Genomic DNA, 16375 nt, shown 5'->3' with positions numbered 1-16375 from the left:
ATTTTACTGCCCACAATACGATTAATTTTATTTTGAATAAAACAGGTATTATTCAAAAGCTGAATTCTGAATACTTACCTATCAGATACACAGATTTTTTTTACTATTCCCTATTCCCTGTTCCCTGTTCCCTGTTCCCTAAAACACAGGAATTTATACTAACCGAATTAAACAATATAGATTTACTCGTTATCAAAATTTATCCAATCTTTCCATTCTTGATTTTCTTGATAATAGTCTTTCATGGCTTCTGCTTGTTGGGCTAAAATGCGACGACGTTCTTCTAGGGGAAGTTGTTGAAAAGCTTGGCGTTCCATTGAATGATTTTGTGCAGTTTCAGGTACGATTAAAATCACTTCTATGGTTTGTCCTACCGGTAAATTGGGAAGGGAAATCTCAAGGCGGTTGCCTTGTTGAACGGTTGTGGTTAGATAGTGGGTTTGTTTCATTACAGCAGTTTTCAATTCGTTTAGGTATAAAGTCTTGGGTTTTAGGGAGTAGGGAGCAGGGAGTAGGGAACAGGGAGCAGTTGATGTAGGGTGGGCAGTGAGTATCATCCCGATGGTAAGCTTTGGAATTGGTATTATTACTGCCCACAATACGATTAATTTTATTATATTTTACCATGAATTTTCTGTTGGTGGGCAGTGCCGATTTAACTGACTACAAGCTGGAAAAATCCTAGGAATCACTGCCCACCCTACGATTATTTTTACTGCCCACAATACAATTAATTTTCTGTTGGTGGGCAGTGCCGATTTCACTTTATACAACCTTAAAATTTTCTAGGAATCACTGCCCACCCTACGATTATTTTTACTGCCCACAATACAATTAATTTTCTGTTGGTGGGCAGTGCCGATTTCACTTTATACAACCTTGAAATTTTCTAGGAATCACTGCCCACCCTACGATTATTTTTACTGCCCACAATACAATTAATTTTCTGTTGGTGGGCAGTGCCGATTTCACTTTATACAACCTTGAAATTTTCTAGGAAGCACTGCCCACCCTACGATTAATTTTACTCTATTTTACAATTTATTTTCATTAATTTTCTGTTGGTGGGCAGTGCCGATTTCACTTTATACAACCTTAAAATTTTCTAGGAAGCACTGCCCACCCTACGATTAATTTTACTCTATTTTACAATTTATTTTAATTTATTTTCTGTTGGTGGGCAGTGCCGATTTCACTTTATACAACCTTGAAATTTTCTAGGAAGCACTGCCCACCCTACGATTAATTTTACTGCCCACAATACGATTAATTTTACTCTCCACAATCTCCATATTTCGTAATAATCAAAAAATTCTAAATCCCTTGACAAATGATTAACTTATAAATATATTAATAGTATGAACCATTTACAGGAGTCACGATTCATGACCAAGAACATTCCACCTAACTCGAATGAAAATAACACCCCAGAAAACCCTGGTCGCAAACCTAAGAAAGTCAAGCTGATCTTGATCGGTTCTCCTGAAAAAGTTTGGAAGACAATGTCTTGATGCAGTCGCTCATGGGGGGAACCCCCAAGACCGCGCTGCATCGCTTATTGCCCTTTATGGCCTTAAATACGCCTATCCCAACGAGTGGAGCACTCCCGAGCCTACGGGGAAGCCTGATGAGATTATGACTTTTTTGATTCGCTATTTTTACGTAGACTAGGATAGTAATTTGCCAGGGTTTTGACGCCCTGGCGACTATGAGTGCAATTTGTTTTGTGGAGGTTAGTTTACTGAGTTGGAATGTTGTTGTTTTGGATCAGTTGCTGAGGTAAGTGGTCAGTAGTCAGTGGTCAGCCGTCAGCCGTCAGCGGTCAGTGGTCAGCGGTCAGCGGTCAGCCTTTTGCTGATAACTGTTCGCGTAGCGTGCGCGTAGCGCTTAAGCTGATAGCTGATAGCTAATCAGCTGATAGCTGATAGCTGATAGCTGATAGCTGATAAGCTAAGCTTTAATTGTAGTGGTTTATATTATAGAATTCGGTCAAGCATTGGTTAACCAAACCTTGACCGATTTTTTTTTATTGGTAAGCAGTCAGCGGTCAGCGGTCAGCGATCAGCGGTCAGCGGTCAGTGGTCAGCATTATTCAAAAGCTTAGCTGTTTTATTCAAAAGCTGATATTTAATCTCTGATGGCTGATAGCTGATAGCACCTCAAGTAGCATCTCAAGTAGCGCATAAGCTGATAGCTGATGGCTGATAGCTGATAGCTGATAGCTTACAAACAAACTTCAGGTTACTTCATGGCACTTCACATTGGTGACGGTCGAAGAATATATTTGTGATTATTTTTTCACAGGTACACAAACGTTGTGAACTTGTTGTCTCAATTTTGATCAACTAATGAATAATACTCTAAACTAATCATAGGACTACCGTAAGCTATCAGCTATCAGCTTAAGCGCTACGCGCACGCTACGCGAACAGCTATCAGTTTATCGGCTATGGGCAAGCTACTTGAGGTGCTTATGGACTATGGACAAGCTACGGTAAGAGCTTTTGAATAAAACAGGTAAGCATTAATCTCAGTTATGGAAAGCTGACGGCTGACGGCTGACGGCTGAATGCTTACGGACTACCTAAGGCACAAGCAGCGATCGCCTATGATTAGTAAAGAAGCCTTCGAGCAAAAATTAAACACTATGCCCTGGAAAAGGCGACAAGTGTTAGAGGCAGTGGTTGGTGGCAAGACAGATGAAGCAATCAGAGACAAGGTGCTAAACGTCTATGATATATCTACGGTAAGAAAGCATATTTCTAAAATATATAAAGACTTTGATATTGAAGCTAATGGTTTTAATTGTCGTTGTGAGTTAGTTGAAATCGTTAATATTTATAAGCCAGAGTTGGTGGCTGAGCAAGTATTAGACGAGTGCGGGTTATCCCCTAGACCTAGAGCAACTCAAGAGATATATATTGAGCGCCCACCTATTGAAGCTCGTTGCTATCAGGAAATTGTCAAACCGGGAGCGTTAATTCGGATTAAAGCACCGAAATTGATGGGCAAAACCTTACTAAGTCATAAGATTATTGCCCATAGTGAAAAACAGGGTTATGCTCAGGTTTATTTAAATATGAATGAGCTACCTTTAAATAATTTAGATAGCTTTTTACAGTCCTTTTGTGTACGAGTTGCTGATAACTTAGGATTGTCGGATAACTTAGACAGTTATTGGAAAAAGCGTTTACCCAGCAAGGTAAACTGCAAACGATACTTAGAGCAGTATTTATTAAAGTCTTTAGATAGTCCAGTAGTTTTGTGTTTGGATGAAGTAGAGCAAGTCTTTTCTCATCAAGAGGTGGCTGAAGGGTTTCTGACTTTGCTGCGTAGTTGGCATGAAGATGCTAAGAGTAAAGAGGTTTGGAAAAAATTACGGTTGATTGTAGTTTATGCCACGGAAGTTTACGTTAATTTACCTACCGAACAGTCGCCATTTAATGTGGGATTACAGATAGAGTTACTAGAGTTTACTGAAGAGCAAGTTAAGGGCTTTGCTGAGGCTTATGGGTTGAATTTGTCTGGGGATTCAGTAACGCAACTGATGGCAATGGTGGGGGGACATCCTTATTTATTGTCCCAAGCGTTTGATTATCTCAAGAATCACCAAGCAGCAGAGAAGACACTGGATAGCCTTTTGGCTAATGCCCCCACAGAAGCCGGAATTTATGGCAGTCATCTCCGTCAACTTTTAACTAGTATTCAAGAGCATCCCGAATTGCTGGAAGCTGTTAAATTATTAGTTAGTAACACCAAACCCGTGCGCCTGGATGCTACTATCACTCGCAAGTTGGAAAGTATCGGTCTGGTTGAACGCCATGGTAATGATTGTAGTTTGATATCTAATTTGTATCGTCTGTATTTTAGCGATCGCATTTTGGGGAGTAGGGAATCGGGAATCGGGAATCGGGAATCGGGAATCGGGAATCGGGAATCGGGAATCGGGAATCGGGAATCGGGAATCGGGTAATAATATTATTATCAATAGACCAGGAAGTAGAATAACAATGAGCAAAACTATCTTTAACTATACCTAATTCTTAAAAACCACTTATTCTCTCTCCCCATCTTCCCACACTTGCTACACTCTTATCACTGCTCCCTGCTCCCTGCTCCCTGCTCCCTAAAACCTAAAAATTTGTACCTCACCGAATGCCAAACCGCTGTAATGACCAATCAACACTCAACAATCTACAAAGTAGGAGGTAGTTTACCTCAGGATGAACCTACTTATGTGACCAGACAAGCGGATCAGGAGCTTTTTCAGGCATTGATGGCTGGGGAGTTTTGTTATGTGCTGAATTCCCGACAGATGGGTAAGTCGAGTTTGCGGGTAAGAACGATAAAACGCTTGAAAGAAGAGGGATTTGCTTGCGCGTCTATCGATCTGACCGTGATTGGTAAAGAAGATATCACGGTGTCGATGTGGTATGAAAGTTTGATGATGTTATTGGTGGATGATTTCGAGCTTTTTGGAACGTTTGATGAAGACAGTTGGTTAGAGGAGCGTGCTCAAATCTCTCCGGTGTTGTGCTTAAGTAAGTTTATTGAGCAGATCGTGTTAAGCAGTATTCCGGGAAAGATTGTTATTTTCCTGGATGAAATTGATAGTATTATTAAAGTTAGGTTTAAAGATGATTTCTTTGCGTTAATTAGAGCCTGTTACAATCAACGAGCCGAAAAGCCAGCTTACAATCGTCTCACCTTTTGTTTGCTGGGGGTGGCAACTGCTGCAGATTTAATTCAGGATAAACAGCGCACTCCGTTTAATATTGGTCAGGATATTCAATTAACTGGGTTTACTTTTCAGGAAGCCAAACAGCCTTTGGTTCCAGGTTTGGTAGGTAAGGTTGATAATCCTGAACAGGTATTAGGTGAGATAGTAAACTGGACGGGGGGACAACCGTTTCTGACTCAGCGGTTGTGTCGTTTGGTAGTCCAGACCTGGGAATCGGGCAATAGTCTTTCCCTAGACCAGATCGTGCGTAGCAAGATCATTGACAATTGGGAAGCCCAGGATGAACAGGAGCATTTGAAGACTATACGCGATCGCATCCTCAGGAATGAGCAACGGGCTGGTATGCTATTGGGTTTGTATCAGCAAGTGTTGGAGCACGGGTGTATAGCTGCTGATGGGAGTGAGGAACAGACGGAATTAAGGTTATCGGGGCTGGTGGTTGAGCGCCATGGTTGTTTGGAGGTTAACAACCGGATTTATGGGGAGGTTTTCAATTCCGATTGGGTCAAGACAGAATTGGCTAGACTACGTCCCTACTCTGAAGCGTTTACCGCTTGGGTTAATTCTGGGTGTAAGGATGAGTCTTTTTTGTTGCGGGGGAAAGCATTAGAGCTGGCGGAACAATGGTCTAGGGGAAAAGCCTTAAGTGATTTGGATTCCCAGTTTTTAAGAGCTAGTCAGGTTGTAGATAAGAGAGAAGTCCAAAAGGCTTTGGCGGCTGAGAAAGAGGCTAGTGAGATATTAGCCAAGGCCAAACAGGAAGCGGAAGCGTTGCTAGCAGAAGCCAAATTATTGATACGACTAGAACGAAAAGCCCTCGGTATTTTACGACAGTTACCGGATAATAATGTTTACTACGGCCCCAGTACAATAGGGGAAACGCTTTTGTATGAAGCAGTAGAGATTGGGCAAGAGCTACTTAGTATAGTAAAAGATGGTTGCCCCCTGGATCACTATCCTGCTACTAGTCCTATATATGCTCTCCAGCAAAGTATTAGTAAATTCCGAAAAGGGGCTGTGCTCACCGGGCATCAGGACTCGGTATGGAGTGTAGCCTTCAGCCCGGATGGACAGAGGCTGGCCACTGCTTCAGATGACAAAACTGCCAGAATTTGGGACAACCAGGGCAATCAAATCGCCGTGATCACCGGGCATCAGGACTCGGTATGGAGTATAGCCTTCAGCCCGGATGGACAGAAGCTGGCCACTGCTTCACGGGACAAAACTGCCAGAATTTGGGACAACCAGGGCCATGAAATATCTGTGCTCAGAGGGCATCAGGATGTGGTATGGAGTGTAGCCTTCAGCCCGGATGGACAGAGGCTGGCCACTGCTTCAGATGACAAAACTGCCAGAATTTGGGACTTACAGGGCAATCAAATCGCCCTGCTCACCGGACATCAGTCCAGGGTAAATAGTGTAGCCTTCAGCCCGGATGGACAGAAGCTGGCCACTGTTTCAGATGACAAAACTGCCAGAATTTGGGACAACCAGGGCAATCAAATCGCCGTGCTCACCGGGCATCAGGACTCGGTATGGAGTGTAGCCTTCAGCCCGGATGGACAGAGGCTGGCCACTGGTTCAGATGACAAAACTGCTAGAATTTGGGACAACCAGGGCAATCAAATCGCCCTGCTCACCGGCCATCAGTTCAGGGTAAATAGTATAGCCTTCAGCTTGGATGGACAGAGGCTGGCCACTGGTTCAAGGGACAACACTGCTAGAATTTGGGACAACCAGGGCAATCAAATCGCCGTGCTCAAGGGGCATCAGTTCTGGGTAAATAGTGTAGCCTTCAGCCCGGATGGAAAGACACTGGCCACTGCTTCATTCAACAAAACCGTCATAATTTGGGACTTACAGGGACATGAATTAACTGTGGTCACCGCCCATCAGGACAAGGTAAATAGTGTAGCCTTCAGCCCCGATGGACAGAGGCTGGCCACTGCTTCATCCGACAAAACTGCCAGAATTTGGGACAACCAGGGCAATCAAATCGCCGTGCTCACAGGGCATCAGTCCAGGGTATGGAGTGTAGCCTTCAGCCCCGATGGACAGAGGCTGGCCACTGCTTCAAGGGACAACACCGCCAGAATTTGGGACAACCAGGGCAATCAAATCGCCGTGCTCACAGGGCCTCAGAACTCGTTAAATAGTGTAGCCTTCAGCCCGGATGGAAAGACACTGGCCACGGCTTCAGATGACAACACCGCCACAATTTGGGACAACCAGGGCAATCAATTAGCTGTGCTTACCGGGCATCAGAACTGGTTAACGAGTGTAGCCTTCAGCCCGGATGGACAGAGGCTGGCCACGGCTTCAGTTGACGGCACTGCCAGAATTTGGGACAACCAGGGCAATCAAATCGCCGTGCTCAAGGGGCATCAGTCCAGGGTAAATAGTGTAGCCTTCAGCCCGGATGGACAGAGGCTGGCCACGGCTTCAGTTGACAACACTGCCAGAATTTGGGACAACCAGGGCAATCAAATCGCCCTACTCACCGGGCATCAGAAAAGGCTATTAAGTGCAGCCTTCAGCCCGGATGGACAGAAGCTGGCCACTGGTTCATTCGACAACACCGCCAGAATTTGGGACAACCAGGGCAATCCATTAGCCGTGCTTACCGGGCATCAAGACTGGGTATCAAGTGTAGCCTTCAGCCCGGATGGACAGAGGCTGGCCACTGCTTCAGATGACAAAACTGCCAGAATTTGGAAGGTTGAAAGTTTAGGTGAGCTGCTGCGTCGGGGCTGTGAATTGCTGGAAGATTACTTTGTTAGGAATCCTGGAACTAAGGAGAAGTTATGGGTATGTTGGGAAGAGGGAACAGGGAACAGGGAATCGGGAATCGGGAATTAGGTTCAGAGGTTCGTTCAGGAGGCTCAGAGGTTCAACAACGGTATTCAAATACTCACGGTCGAGGTTCAGAGGTTCACGGTCGAGGTTCAGAGGTTCAACGTTTATCTTCAAATACTCAACGTTGAGGCTCAGAGGCTCAACAACGGTATTCAAATACTCAACGTTTATATTCAAATACTCAACGTTTATATTCAAATACTCACCGACGGTATTCAAATACTCACGGTCGAGGTTCAGATACTCAACGTTGATATTCAGAGGCTCAACTGTAGAACAGGCTTCCAGCCTGTGACTTAACACAGCTGTTCCAACACTAGCGGTGCGTTACGGGTGGGGCTATCCCAACACTACCAAGCGGACAATGAGTGCGATCGCGTCTGCAGAGCGCACCCTACGGCTGTCATGAAATTACAGATCGTTCCCACTATAATTAAGATAGGCTTTTATTTGCGCACCCACACTTAATAATTTTGAAAATGCCAGCCAAGGATATTTATCATGATGCAGTAAAAAATGCACTAATAAAAGATGGATGGACAATTACCAATGACCCTTTAAGTCTTAAAATAGGTAAAAAAGACATCTATATTGACCTAGCGGCTGAAAAATTATTAGTAGCTGAAAAACAAGGACAAAAAATTGCTGTAGAAGTTAAAAGCTTTGTTGGCTCATCAGAAATAGAAGATCTAAAAAACGCCTTAGGACAATATATATTATACGATAAAATTCTTAAACGTAAACTTTCAGAACGTCTTCTTTATTTAGCTATTAGAGAACCTATATTTAATCGCTTATTTAGCAAAGAAGTAGGACAAATTTTATTAGAAGATAACACGCTTAAAATTATTGTTTTTGACCCGGAAGAGGAGGTCATTACAAAATGGATAAATTAGAAAACTATCGCCAAATTATTCGTCAAACCTTAAGCCCTTATGTTAGCATTGATTACTCTAATTTTAACATCCGTAACCATGCAGCATTTGACCGAGAAACAGACGAATATTTAATTATTTCTGAAGGATGGAATAAGCAAGAACATCTTCATAGTTGTTTGATTCATGTGGAAATTAGTAATTCTAAAATTTGGATTCAATGTGACAATACTGAAGACGGCATTGCTAATGATTTAGTGGCAGCAGGTATTCCAAAAAGTGATATTGTTTTAGCTTTTCATCCTCCAGATATTCGCCAATTTACTGAGTTTGCTGTTAGTTAAAATCCGGTTAGATTGCGCATTTACTAGTCTTCCATCGCAGCAGCAATACGTTTGCGGACGCTGGGAGAGCGAAATCCCAGTACAATATCTTTGGGAGAAACACCCCGTTCAATCAATTCACGATCGATATAAATCTCAGTACTATTGTGCTGTATCCAGATTTGACCTTCGATTAGCTCAAGATGCATGGCACAGCCATAGATGCGGTACTCATTACGCCATTCGTTGTGGAAAACCAGATAACGATCCCTTTCTCTATCAAAGATAAGTTGAGCATTGAGATCATAACTGGCAAAGCTTTCTAAAAATTCGCAGGTAATCTGACGATATTGATCTAATTTATCCATTTTTTTGTAAAGCTGTTTTAACTGTATTGTGGAAAATATCTTTGGCCATATTTGGATTATTATAATAAAATTCCCAACACTGGCGGTGCGTTACGGGACGGGCTATCCTAACACTACCAGGCGGAAAATGAGTCCGAGCCCGTCCCTAACGCACCCTACTGGACTTGATTATTGCCTAAGTAATTGATTAAAGCGCTTTAGGATTTTAAGAACCTGCTCCAAGCCTGTCTTATTCCGAAGAGAAAATGAATCTGAATCACCATACTTTGGTGTATTGTCTTTGTTCAGTTTTAGAAAAATAAAATCTGGCCCATTGGTGATAAATCCAAAAGCCGGTCTTTCTGATTCAAGATTCCCTAGCATATAACTTAGTGCTTGGGGGATGCCAACTTCCAGAGAGTAATCAGCTCGTTTGGCTTCGATCACTAAAACCCAAAATTCAGGAGTATAGATCAGTAGGTCAAGTCGTCCTGTAATAATTGTTTCTTGATCTTCGGAAGTAATTTCTACGACTTTCTCTGCAGTAAGATAAAAGGGAGGACGATAAAAACCAGCTAGTTTCAATAATGGGGAAAGTACTACCATTTTAACAATGGTTTCCACCATTGGACGCTCTGATAAGTGGAGATAGTCTTTCTTTATTTCGTTTAGCTCTTTTTTTTCTAATTCTGTTAGTTCTGGTAAATCATCTTGCCACTCCCGAAAGAATTGCTCATCATCGGTGCGCTCTAAGCCAAATTTTATTCTTAAATCGTAGAGGGTAATTTGGTTAGCTGGAATTGCGGTAACCATGGCTTGATTTACTATAAGGGAGTAGGGAGCAGGGAGTAGGGAGCAGGGAATAGGGAATAGGGAAGATAAAAGAGGAACAGATGTAGGGTGGGCAGTAATTATAATGCGGATGGTAAAGTTTGGATAAGGTATGATTACTGCCCACCTTCCGATTAATTTAACGCTGATGGTGGGCAGTGCCAATAACTTCTAGTACCAGCTCGAAATTTATTAGGAATCACTGCCCACCCTACGATTAATTTGACTCTGATGGTGGGCAGTGCCAATAATCCCTAGTACCAGCTCGAAATTTATTAGGAATCACTGCCCACCCTACGTAATTAAATATCTAAATCGTTTAGATTGAGTCGAGCGCCATAGGTTTCAATGAATTGGCGGCGAGGAGCAACCCGGTCTCCCATGAGTACAGTAAAGATTCTGTCTGCTTCAGCAGCATCTTCGATTTCGATTTGCTTCATGGTGCGAGTTTCTGGATTCATGGTGGTGTCCCACAACTGCTGTGGCATCATTTCACCTAATCCTTTGAATCGTTGGATGTTATAGTTAGCGTTATCCGGAAATTGGCTAATCCGCTGTTGTAGTTCGCGATCGCTATAACAATAGTTATGGTTGCGACCTCGTTCTAGTTTATATAAGGGCGGACAAGCGATGTAGATGTAGCCTTGGTCTACAAGGGCTCGTTGATAGCGGTAGAAAAAGGTTAGTAATAAAGTACGGATGTGAGCGCCATCCACATCAGCATCAGTCATTATTACAATGCGGTGGTAGCGTAAATTGGAAGAATCGAATTCTTCTCCTTTTATCCCTAGCCCTAGGGCTGTAATTAGGGATTGGATTTCTGTGTTCTTGTAAATTTTGGCATCATCAGTTTTCTCAATGTTGAGGATTTTTCCACGGAGGGGGAGAATGGCTTGGAATTGGCGATCGCGTCCTTGTTTAGCACTGTTGTGAACAAACACCCCACTCTCTAAAGCGAAGTTATGGGTATGAGGCACTTCGATATCATAGACATCTACCAATTGTTCTAGGGGTTCAATGGAAACAACTTGGTAGTTATAGTGGCTTTGCTGATTTTGGGTATGATTTTGCCCCCCTAGCCCCCCAATTTTGGGGGGAACAAAACTCTGAAAGTCCCCCAAAGTTGGGGGATTTAGGGGGCTTGACCACAACCCAACGTACGGGAATTCATACTTCAATTCAGCAACGCTGTTATAGTTGGCAACAGCTTCACAAACCTGTGTCTGATTACCCCCAACAGCAGAATAGGCTTCTTTGTTTTGGGTTTTGACCTTTGCCTGTTTCCTGATTTCTGCCAGTGGGCGATACAGAGGCATTAAGAAATCATCAGGGGTCAGGGATACTGCTGGCTTATAAGTACCATCTTGCAACATGAAGCGGTGATCGGGAGTGCAAATAATGGTTTCTGAGTTATCTAAGGTAAGTTTGATCACTTCAGCATTGGCTTTGGTGATTCTGGGATTGATAATCCGTTCTATTCCGATGCTGCCATTATTGGTAATCGTGTAGCAAAAATGCTCTTTACCCATAGCTTGTTCAGCTACGAGTTCTTTGAAGCTCAAGGAGCGTCCATCAGCTAGGGCAACCTGTGTCTCTCCAGAAAAACATCCCCCTGCACTATCCCCCTCAACGATAAATATCTCTGATTCCCCTGGGTCCCGAGAACTACAATCAGCTAACTTACCGGGTAAGGGAGAAGACTCTAGTACTGACTTCCGCCGCACTAATTCACGAGCACGACGAGCAGCTTCTGCGGCTTTATAGGCTTGAATGGCTTTTTCTAAGATAGTATCGACCACTTGGGGACGAAAATCCAGGTATTCAGTCAAGACTTCCCCAACTAGGGAATCTACAATGCCCCTTACTTCTGTATTCCCCAGTTTAGTTTTGGTTTGACCTTCAAATTCTGGCTCTGGGACTTTGACAGAAATCACCCCAGTTAATCCTTCTCGGATATTCTCACCACCTAGGTTAGACTCACTTTCTTTGATTTTATTCCGCTTGCGTGCGATCGCATTCATGGTTCGGGTCAAGACTGTCTTGAGCCCCTCCAAGTGGGTACCACCATCAATCGTGCGAATATTGTTCGCAAAACCCAGCAAATTATCACTATAGGCATCAATGCACCATTGTAGTGCCACTTCCACTTGGATATTTTTGCGTTCCCCTTGTATATAGATAATCTCCTCGTGTAGGGCGTGCTTTTCTCGGTTCATGTAAGCGACATATTCCTGGATACCTCCCTCGTAGTGATAGGTTTCTACTCTGGGTTCTTCCAGGCGATGGTCTGAGAAGGTAATTCTAACACTAGCATTCAGGTAAGCCAGTTCCCGGAGACGTCCGGATAAGGTGGTGTAATCAAACTCAATACCGCCAGTAAAGATTTCGGTATCTGGCTTGAAGTTTACTGAGGTACCAGTCTTGGTCTTTTTATAGGGCTTGACGAGCAGTTCAGTAACCGGGACACCTCGCTCATAGCGCTGGGTATGTTCTTTTTTTTCCCGCCACACCGTTACATCTACCCACTCAGACAGAGCATTGACTACAGAAACACCAACACCGTGCAATCCTCCAGAGACTTTATAGCCGCCACCACCAAACTTACCACCGGCATGAAGTACGGTCATTACGGTTTCCAGTGCTGATTTCCCTGTGGTAGGGTGGGTGTCTGTAGGAACCCCTCGTCCGTCATCGGTAACGGTTACGGAACCATCGCTATTGATATCAACTTCGATGTGAGTACAATACCCAGCAAGCGCTTCATCGATGGAATTGTCTACAACTTCGTAGACTAGATGATGGAGACCCCTAGGTCCAGTTGTCCCGATGTACATCCCTGGGCGTTTCCGCACCGGTTCGAGACCTTCTAGAACTTGAATCTGATCGGCACTGTAACTACTCGTCATAATCTTTCGGGGTTCTCCCTTAAAAGCTTGGAAAGGCTATGATTCATCAAAAATGATAAAACACCCGAAAATTGTAACACAAAAGCCTTACAGGCGACCACAGACCACTTTCATAGGTTATTTCTATAGGGGATTGACTATATAGGTTATCACCCAGTGGGTCAGTGGTCGAGTGGGTTCCGAATGTCACCATGCAAGATGAAACAGCCCTCCGCTCAAAACTCAAAACTCAACACTGAGCACTCAGCAGTCATAGTAATTTGCGGTGCTACAGCCACAGGTAAATCTAGTCTAGGGATAGAATTAGCCCAGCGGGTTAGTTCGATAATTCTTAATGCTGATTCTCGTCAGGTTTACCGAGAATTTGATATTGGAACGGCTAAGCCGACACTCGCTCAACAACAGCAGGTACCCCATTATCTGATCGACATCTGTGATCCAACCGAAACCTTAACTGTAGCTGATTATCAACAGCAAGCCCAGGAAATTATAGCTAGCAAACATAGGGAACACCAGGAAGACCGGGTAGATCAGGCGGACTTAAACAATAAACCTCTTTTCCTAGTTGGTGGTACTGGTTTATATATCAAATCCGTAGTGCGGGGGTTAAAAATTCCTCGGGTTGCGCCTCAGGAAGATTTGCGATCGCAACTAGCTGCTCTTGGTCAAGCTCAGCTCTATAATTTCCTGCAACAGATTGACCCTGTTGCTGCTCAGAAGATTCATCCCAATGACCAAGTGCGGACATTGCGAGCATTGGAAGTATTTTATGTAACTGGAATTCCGATATCACAGCAGCAGGGAGAGAATCCTCCTAATTATCCAATTCTCCAGATTGGCTTGGAATGTCAGGATTCTGAAACTATTACCCAGCGGATTGCTCAGCGTACTGACCAAATGTTAGCAGCAGGATTTGTGGCTGAGGTGGAAACTATTGCTCAGAAGTATGGTTGGAATTTACCGTTACTGGATACGTTGGGATATCGGGAAATTAAAGATTATCTTGCTGGTAACTTATCCCTTGATCAGGCCAGAGATTTAACTGTTGTCCACACTCGCCAATTTGCTAAACGTCAACGCACTTGGTTTAAGGCTTATCCTGAGATTGAATGGTTTGATGCGGATTGTCCTGATTTGTTGGAGAAAGTTTGGGAGCGGATAGAAGGTTTTTTATAGACTGTTTGCTGAGGGGGTGACGTTTTTTTTTAACTGAATAATCTCCAATTTAAATACGCATAATTTTCCATTGCTATATAAAATTTGACATAAATAAAAATGAATTAAAAATATTTATTTATTAAAGCTATTGTATATAAACGTATACATTTGAGGCTGGCATGCTAGTAATAATAGGAGTGTTCAAATAAATACCTTAGGAATTTCATGATTTTTAGCTCTAATTATTTTGCCATGAAGACCAAACGTATACCGTCAAAAATGAAAAGAGAGTTTTTCCGAATACCGATACTCCATAAGTTATCCTATGGCAACTATCTAATCAGACTAGAAAACCATTCTAATTCCCTACCTACCCTAGCACCAGTAGATTTACCATTGTTGAATTCTCTAAAGAGAGAAGGAACGTTTATTACTTCTTTAGAAGAGTTAGCAATTTCCTCTAATAAACTGAGAGATAGTGCGGAGGATATTTTAAGCAAATTACGGGCATTGCCGATACCGAAAATTGAGTCTTCTATAACCTATCGCAACGAGCTAATTAATTACCCACAAATTTTGAAGTGGGGACTTAACGAACGATTGCTTGATATTGTAGAAAATTACCTTGGTCTTCCAGTGTTATTAGCTGGTCTAATCTTTCAAAGGAATATTGCCGATAGTAAACCAGTAAATGTCAGGCAATGGCACGTAGATCCAGAAGACTATCGCATGGTTAAAATCATTATCTACTTGAATGATGTGGGGTTAGATGGTGGCCCTTTTGAATATATTCCCAGAAATTTAACCTCATCATTAGCTGAAGCCCTGAACTACAATTATTACTATTCTGGTTTAGTCTCAGATAAATACATGGCAAGGGTTGCGTCTAAATTTACCAGTAACCCTTGCACAGGAGCCTACGGCACAGTAATTTTTACTGACACACGCAACATTTTCCACCGTCTGAAACCACCTACTGCATCAGACCGATACTCAATTACTTTCGCCTACACCTCTAGACGACCGATCACAACCTTTGAGAGAATAAACTACTCTCAAAAACACTTGCAAGCCATTGCCAGCGGTTTAAGCCAACGACAACAAGATTGTCTCTTTTTGAATTAAAGTTTTGATCATTAGAGTGGAGTTGCGCCATGATTAACCCAGCTGTTTCGTGCTTACATGGACTTCACTAGTGAACCACAACCTGGTCAACCTCTCTGGGTGCATCTCATTTTTGCTGTTTGACACGGTGGTGCGTTACGGGGCGGGCTATCCAAACCCTGACTACGAGGCGAAAAATGAAGGCTCCCCTAACACACCCTACGCAAAATTTTCAAATATGAGATGCACCCACCTCTCTTCTGTAGATGATCTGACCATCACCTCTTTAGTGTTTCTGATCTGCCCAGACTTGGTCGTGCTAAGTTAACATCCCCTGTCCGGTCATCCCTTGATCGTCTTGTAAATTGTAAAAAATAAGTCTTAGCCTGAGCGATCGCATACCTTTGATATTACGTTTAAGGTAGACTAGAATAATAACCTTCATAGCTAGGTGCCAAAAATCTAGTGGAAAAATCTAGTGGTATCTCAAGAAGCGCCTGCTTGACTGACAAATCTTGCTTGGTTACTTGGGTGAAACATAGTGAAACCCAATCCTGGCGGTTTTGTTGGGTTTCTCTACCGCTGCACCGCTCCCTAAGTAAAATCAATAGTTTTAGGAGTTTTGTCAGTCAATCACCAAGCTAGATTTGAGTAGTGGGAGTTAAACCAGAAATGGAGAGCACTCTATGAAACGTTTCAAGTGGCTCAGTATCTTTCACTGTCTTGATGCAGTCGCTCATGGGGGAAACCACGGCAGTTGCTCATGGGGGGAACCACGGCAGTCGCTCATGGGGGAAACCCCCAAGACCGCGCTGCCTCCCCAAGACCGCACTGCCTCCCCAAGACCGCGCTGCATCGCTATATTTGGGGCGGCATTTATTTCTTCTTTGGATTGTTCGTATTTCGTATATATTTCGATTTTTCGAGATATATAATCCAGATGCGTCCTTCATTATGTATTAATGAACCTTTCCGAGGAGATGCATGTGATACTTGGATAATTTTCTTCACTATCGCCATGCATATATTTCTACTTGGGTTTGGAATTGTTAATATAATGGCAGGATTCTTCTATCAGCGAGCCAAGCCAAATACTGCTAACTGGATTGCGGCATGTGTGAATCTGTTGAGTTTACCAATTGGTACAGCATTAGGAATATATAGTCTGTTGAAACTAAATAATTATTTAAAAGAATTACAGGAATCTCAACAATAAAAATTGAATAAGCTGTGT

General features: G+C 43.0%; 14 protein-coding genes. 9 read left to right on the top strand and 5 right to left on the bottom strand.

The features are described 5' to 3' along the window. Window positions 1–182: 182 nt before the first annotated feature. Window positions 183–557 (bottom strand): hypothetical protein, encoded by a 375-nt coding sequence (locus tag LYNGBM3L_RS30220; protein WP_008190368.1) that lies wholly within the window; start codon window positions 555–557, stop codon window positions 183–185. 828 nt (window positions 558–1385) lie between these two features. Between LYNGBM3L_RS30220 and LYNGBM3L_RS49125 the strand changes: the two genes are divergently transcribed. The 4 genes from LYNGBM3L_RS49125 (at window position 1386) to LYNGBM3L_RS30210 (ending at window position 7600) form a co-directional block, all read left to right on the top strand. Next, window positions 1386–1511 (top strand): hypothetical protein, encoded by a 126-nt coding sequence (locus tag LYNGBM3L_RS49125; RefSeq protein WP_008190366.1) that lies wholly within the window; start codon window positions 1386–1388, stop codon window positions 1509–1511. Window positions 1512–1966: 455 nt separating this feature from the next. Further along, entirely contained in the window at window positions 1967–2104 is a 138-nt protein-coding gene (locus LYNGBM3L_RS46235; RefSeq protein ID WP_008190365.1) for a hypothetical protein, read from the top strand. A gap of 504 nt (window positions 2105–2608) precedes the next feature. Then, a complete protein-coding gene (locus LYNGBM3L_RS30215; protein WP_008190363.1) occupies window positions 2609–3973 on the top strand; it encodes an AAA-like domain-containing protein in 1365 nt (454 codons plus the stop codon). A gap of 198 nt (window positions 3974–4171) precedes the next feature. Beyond that, window positions 4172–7600 (top strand): eIF2A-related protein, encoded by a 3429-nt coding sequence (locus LYNGBM3L_RS30210; protein WP_008190361.1) that lies wholly within the window; start codon window positions 4172–4174, stop codon window positions 7598–7600. On the opposite strand, the gene LYNGBM3L_RS42175 is transcribed toward LYNGBM3L_RS30210, so the two are convergent. Beyond that, a complete protein-coding gene (locus tag LYNGBM3L_RS42175) occupies window positions 7544–7900 on the bottom strand; it encodes a hypothetical protein (RefSeq protein ID WP_131826903.1) in 357 nt (118 codons plus the stop codon). The two genes, LYNGBM3L_RS30210 and LYNGBM3L_RS42175, sit on opposite strands and share 57 nt — an antisense overlap. Window positions 7901–8076: 176 nt before the next feature. Here LYNGBM3L_RS42175 and LYNGBM3L_RS30205 point away from each other — a divergent pair, with 176 nt between their 5' ends. Both LYNGBM3L_RS30205 and LYNGBM3L_RS30200 read left to right on the top strand, forming a co-directional pair. After that, entirely contained in the window at window positions 8077–8493 is a 417-nt protein-coding gene (locus LYNGBM3L_RS30205) for a XisH family protein (RefSeq protein ID WP_008190359.1), read from the top strand. Then, window positions 8481–8816, top strand: a complete 336-nt coding sequence (locus LYNGBM3L_RS30200) for a XisI protein (RefSeq protein ID WP_008190356.1) — start codon at window positions 8481–8483, stop codon at window positions 8814–8816. The genes LYNGBM3L_RS30205 and LYNGBM3L_RS30200 overlap by 13 nt, the downstream gene beginning before the upstream one ends. Before the next feature lie 23 nt (window positions 8817–8839). On the opposite strand, the gene LYNGBM3L_RS30195 is transcribed toward LYNGBM3L_RS30200, so the two are convergent. The 3 genes from LYNGBM3L_RS30195 to gyrB form a co-directional block, all read right to left on the bottom strand. Further along, on the bottom strand, window positions 8840–9163 hold the full coding sequence (locus LYNGBM3L_RS30195) for a XisI protein (RefSeq protein ID WP_008190355.1): 324 nt from the start codon (window positions 9161–9163) through the stop codon (window positions 8840–8842). A gap of 168 nt (window positions 9164–9331) precedes the next feature. Then, window positions 9332–10138, bottom strand: a complete 807-nt coding sequence (locus tag LYNGBM3L_RS30190) for a type I restriction endonuclease (RefSeq protein WP_229414762.1) — start codon at window positions 10136–10138, stop codon at window positions 9332–9334. Window positions 10139–10275: 137 nt separating this feature from the next. Continuing rightward, complete coding sequence (gene gyrB, locus LYNGBM3L_RS30185) at window positions 10276–12879, bottom strand: DNA topoisomerase (ATP-hydrolyzing) subunit B (protein WP_008190351.1); 2604 nt, start codon at window positions 12877–12879, stop codon at window positions 10276–10278. 198 nt (window positions 12880–13077) lie between these two features. Between gyrB and miaA the strand changes: the two genes are divergently transcribed. From miaA to LYNGBM3L_RS30170, 3 genes are all read left to right on the top strand, one after another. Next, window positions 13078–14055: a tRNA (adenosine(37)-N6)-dimethylallyltransferase MiaA gene (gene miaA / locus LYNGBM3L_RS30180; protein WP_008190349.1), complete on the top strand. Its 978-nt coding sequence runs from the start codon at window positions 13078–13080 to the stop codon at window positions 14053–14055. A gap of 261 nt (window positions 14056–14316) precedes the next feature. Next, window positions 14317–15162 carry a phytanoyl-CoA dioxygenase family protein gene (locus LYNGBM3L_RS30175; RefSeq protein WP_008190346.1) on the top strand — a complete coding sequence of 282 codons (846 nt, stop codon included), beginning with the start codon at window positions 14317–14319 and terminating at the stop codon, window positions 15160–15162. Between the two features lie 997 nt (window positions 15163–16159). After that, on the top strand, window positions 16160–16357 hold the full coding sequence (locus tag LYNGBM3L_RS30170) for a hypothetical protein (RefSeq protein ID WP_202799278.1): 198 nt from the start codon (window positions 16160–16162) through the stop codon (window positions 16355–16357). Window positions 16358–16375 lie beyond the last annotated feature (18 nt).

This window comes from Moorena producens 3L (genome assembly GCF_000211815.1).
GTDB classification, from domain to species: domain Bacteria; phylum Cyanobacteriota; class Cyanobacteriia; order Cyanobacteriales; family Coleofasciculaceae; genus Moorena; species Moorena producens.
This window is presented reverse-complemented; position numbering and strand designations above follow the sequence as displayed.

Excerpts from the sequence above, each read along its gene's own strand:
- LYNGBM3L_RS30220 (WP_008190368.1), bottom strand. The coding sequence starts at position 557 with ATGATACTCACTGCCCACCCTACATCAACTGCTCCCTGTTCCCTACTC.
- LYNGBM3L_RS49125 (WP_008190366.1), top strand. The coding sequence starts at position 1,386 with ATGACCAAGAACATTCCACCTAACTCGAATGAAAATAACACCCCAGAA.
- LYNGBM3L_RS30210 (WP_008190361.1), top strand. The coding sequence starts at position 4,172 with ATGACCAATCAACACTCAACAATCTACAAAGTAGGAGGTAGTTTACCT.
- LYNGBM3L_RS30200 (WP_008190356.1), top strand. The coding sequence starts at position 8,481 with ATGGATAAATTAGAAAACTATCGCCAAATTATTCGTCAAACCTTAAGC.
- LYNGBM3L_RS30195 (WP_008190355.1), bottom strand. The coding sequence starts at position 9,163 with ATGGATAAATTAGATCAATATCGTCAGATTACCTGCGAATTTTTAGAA.
- gyrB (WP_008190351.1), bottom strand. The coding sequence starts at position 12,879 with ATGACGAGTAGTTACAGTGCCGATCAGATTCAAGTTCTAGAAGGTCTC.
- LYNGBM3L_RS30215 (WP_008190363.1), top strand. The coding sequence starts at position 2,609 with ATGATTAGTAAAGAAGCCTTCGAGCAAAAATTAAACACTATGCCCTGG.
- miaA (WP_008190349.1), top strand. The coding sequence starts at position 13,078 with ATGAAACAGCCCTCCGCTCAAAACTCAAAACTCAACACTGAGCACTCA.
- LYNGBM3L_RS30205 (WP_008190359.1), top strand. The coding sequence starts at position 8,077 with ATGCCAGCCAAGGATATTTATCATGATGCAGTAAAAAATGCACTAATA.
- LYNGBM3L_RS30170 (WP_202799278.1), top strand. The coding sequence starts at position 16,160 with ATGCATATATTTCTACTTGGGTTTGGAATTGTTAATATAATGGCAGGA.
- LYNGBM3L_RS30175 (WP_008190346.1), top strand. The coding sequence starts at position 14,317 with ATGAAAAGAGAGTTTTTCCGAATACCGATACTCCATAAGTTATCCTAT.